We start from the raw sequence: 3,444 nt of genomic DNA on the forward strand, positions 1-3,444 counted from the left end.
GGCGCCTCATGGCCGCTGCAGGCGTCAACCGGATCGCGCCGCTCGCGTACCGCGAGGAATGGTCGATTCGCCGTGAGTTCGCCTCGCTCGCTCGAGCAGCGAGCCAGATCGAAATCGCGCCGGGCATCCGATTGGAGCAAGCCTTTTGGACCCACGCGAAGCCCCTGCAGGCGCGTGCCGTGTATGCCGCGCTTCGCGCGCTTGAGGCGAAGTGGCCGCGCGACCATGCGCCACAAGGTTTCGTGCTGCTCTACGCCAAGGGCATCCATGGGCAGGAAATCACGCTGCCTGACGGCGGCACTGTCACGATCGCCAACCGCATCCAGTCCCCATCCGTGCGCGGAAACCCCATCGCAGGCCCGTTCCTGGTCATTATCGTCGTTGGCAAGTATCCCGAGGCCAAGGGCTATGCGCCGCTGCGCGCCTATGCCCAACCCATCCTCAATGGGCGGCTATTCGCACCTGTCGATTCCGATTTAGAGCGCGACGTTTTCGGCACGATCCTGCGCACCCAGCAGGAACTTCACGGACGCGGCATCGACCTCGCGATCGAAAAGCCCGTCTTCGACACCTTGACGCCCGATGGGCCGTGCCGTCCCGACTTCCTGATCGAGGCAAGATCACGCGAGACCGGCGAGATCCGCAATATCGTCGTCGAGGCCATGGGTTTGCGTACCGAGGAATATGAGGCAAGCAAGGCCATCACACATCCTCGCATGGCGCAGCTCGGTCAGATCGTGACGATCGACAGGCAAGACGACAATGCGCATGCCGTGCGTCGGGCGCTGTTGGCCGGGCTCGGACTCTGAAATCCCTACTCCGCTTTGGCAGCGTGCGCTGTAACGATTACTAGCCTCTCGATCGCTTGAAGAGCCGTCACGAAATCGTCGATGCGGGCCTGAAAACCTTTTCCGGCACTCCCAGTTAGCCGTTACCCACCCCGAAACTGACCGAGCCGCGAAAAAAGAGATCGAGCGCGTCCCTCCGACGAATGGGCATCACATTGGAAGGTCGCTCCGGACACGATTAACTTCCAATTATCATTCGTTAGATTTCCAATTTTCGAGGTGTCGATGTACGATCGGATTTTCTCCCAAAAGGTGGAAGATGCCCTATCCGATACGGCGGTCGTGTTGGTCATCGGTCCGCGCCGCGCAGGCAAGACGACGCTTTTCCGGCAGATGGGTGAAGCAGGTCGCACTTACATCACTCTCGACGATCAGACCGCACCAACGGCAACAACATCCGATCCGGTCGGCTTCATTCGAGGACTCGATCTTGCAATCATCGACGAAATCCAGCGCGCGTCCGAACTGATGCTCACGATCAAAAAGACACTGAACGAAGATTATCGGGCAGGGCGTTTCCTCCTCGCCGGCTCCGCCAATGTGCTGACGCTGCCAAAGGTTGCCGACAGCCTGGCGGGCAGGATCGAGACTATCCAGATCCTCCCGCTCGCCCGCGCTGAGATCGAAGGCACTGCTCCATCGTCTCTCGACGACCTTTTCTCCGGAAAGCTTGGGACGGCGAAGAATGCCCGGGTCGGCGACCAGCTTGTCGAGACAGTAATGCTTGGCGGCTTCCCCGAGGTTATCTCACGGACGAGCGAACGCCGCCCCCAGGATTGGGCCCGCGCATACCTGAACTCGGTGCTGACGCGCGATCTGGGGGACATCGCCGACATTGAGAAGCTGACGGAGTTGCCCAAGTTCGTTCGCCTGCTCGCCGAGCACTCGGGACAGTTCGTCAACTACTCCCAGTTCGGCGCTGCCATTGGCGTCAGCCACAAGACCAGCCAACGGTACATCTGCCTGCTGGAACAAATCTTCCTCATAACAACGTTGTAGGCGTGGTTCACCACCGCCCTTAAAAGGATTGTCAAAACGCCCAAGCTCCACTTCTTGGACTCGGAACTCCTCGCCTCGGCCAAAGGCCTTACGATCGATCGCTTACGCGCCGCCCCCTCAGCCTTCGGACCGCTGCTGAAGACGTTTGTCTTTTCCGAAATCGTCAAGCTCACGACGGGGTCAGACCTCCGATTGACGCCCTACCATTTCCATGACCAGCAGATGCGCAAGGTCGACATCGTGCTGGAGCCTGACGACGATATGATCGCCGGTATTGAGATCAAGGCCTCGGCTACCGTTAAGGCGAGTGATTTTTCAGGCCTTAGGAGCCTGTCTCAGGCATGCGGCGACCGCTTCGCGAGCGGCATTGTGCTATATGATGGGCAGATACAATACCATTCGGCGAAAGCCTGTCTGCAGCGCCCGTATCGCTCATTTGGCACTATTCACCTGCGGTAGATGAACGATGAGCTTGTCGCCGAAGCGATGGGCTCCAGTACCGCTGAATACGATTTCGCAAATGCCTTTCGCCCGCATATTCACCAGCACATGGCGAAGCTTGGGCATGCGTGACGATAGATCTGCGGCATGACGACAGTGGCAGGAGCGCTCGGACGATGCTGGCCCTTTAAGTTTTAACGACATCCCATCCAGACCGGGACGATCGGAGTAGAGAGGGGAAGGAGGAAGAGGGCCGAGCAGATCGGCCCAACCCTTCAACCTTCGATTGATGCCTTGACGGGCATCTGCAGCAGGGAGGTAAATTCCCATGGAACGCCCTAGTCCCTTCATCAGCGAGCCCGGCTCAACTGACGTCGCCAATGCTCACCCTAGCAAGCCGGCGGCGGAAAATGTGCTTGTCGCCTATGTGCGAGCCCGCCCGGCTGTCAATGGCGATCACCTCCACCCTGACCATGACCAGGCCGTCGCCTCCTATTTCGAGGACAGCGAAACTATCTACGCCATCGCGCGAGTCATGCCGCTCGCGCAGCTGGGCATCGACCAATGACCATCGTCGCACGCCGCCCCTCGCAGCAACTCATCGACATCGTCGGCACCCTGCGCGGCACCTGGCACGGAACCCGGGCGATGTGTCGCTGCCCTTGCCATAATGACCACACCCCCAGCCTGTCCCTCCGGCAAGGAGATCGCGGCATTCTCGTAACCTGTTTTGCAGGCTGCGATTCCATAGACGTGCTTCGCGAACTGGACCGCATTGCCATCACCCGCCACTACCAACCGCCGCCAGACAATGCCCGGACCGGAACAGCAAATATCGAACGGCTCTGGTCGCAAGCGCAGTCCGTGCCGGGTACGCTGGGTGAACGTTATCTGGCCTCGCGATTACTGCTCCCTGTTCCCGGTGACGTCCGCTTTCATCCGCGCTGCCCTCATGGTGCCAAACCCCACACCGTCTTCAAGCCCGCGTTGCTGGTCGCAGTGCGCGAGGGCCAGCGCCTTGTCGCCCTGCAGCGGATATTCCTCGATCCCGAGACGGGCCGCTACACCGCAAAGGCGACCATCGGTTCGCTCGGCCTGGGCGCATGGCGTGGGGGCGGTACCGGTCCCACCATCGGCCTTGCCGAAGGCTTCGAGA

2 protein-coding genes and 2 pseudogenes are annotated in these 3,444 nt (G+C 60.3%); all 4 read left to right on the forward strand.

Features of this window, described 5'->3' with window-relative positions; genetic code table 11:
* Positions 1–809: pseudogene (locus LH128_RS20115) on the forward strand (hypothetical protein); the annotation flags it as partial.
* Between the two features lie 372 nt (positions 810–1,181).
* Positions 1,182–2,306: pseudogene (locus LH128_RS35065) on the forward strand (ATP-binding protein).
* Between the two features lie 310 nt (positions 2,307–2,616).
* Positions 2,617–2,856, forward strand: a complete 240-nt coding sequence (locus tag LH128_RS20125; protein WP_008831525.1) for a hypothetical protein — start codon at positions 2,617–2,619, stop codon at positions 2,854–2,856.
* The coding region (locus tag LH128_RS20130) for a DUF7146 domain-containing protein (protein WP_008831526.1) at positions 2,853–3,444 on the forward strand (592 nt) is incomplete at its 3' end. The genes LH128_RS20125 and LH128_RS20130, both read left to right, overlap by 4 nt.

Source organism: Sphingomonas sp. LH128 (assembly GCF_000293195.2).
Classification (GTDB): domain Bacteria; phylum Pseudomonadota; class Alphaproteobacteria; order Sphingomonadales; family Sphingomonadaceae; genus Novosphingobium; species Novosphingobium resinovorum_A.

Excerpts from the sequence above, each read along its gene's own strand:
- LH128_RS20125 (WP_008831525.1), top strand. The coding sequence starts at position 2,617 with ATGGAACGCCCTAGTCCCTTCATCAGCGAGCCCGGCTCAACTGACGTC.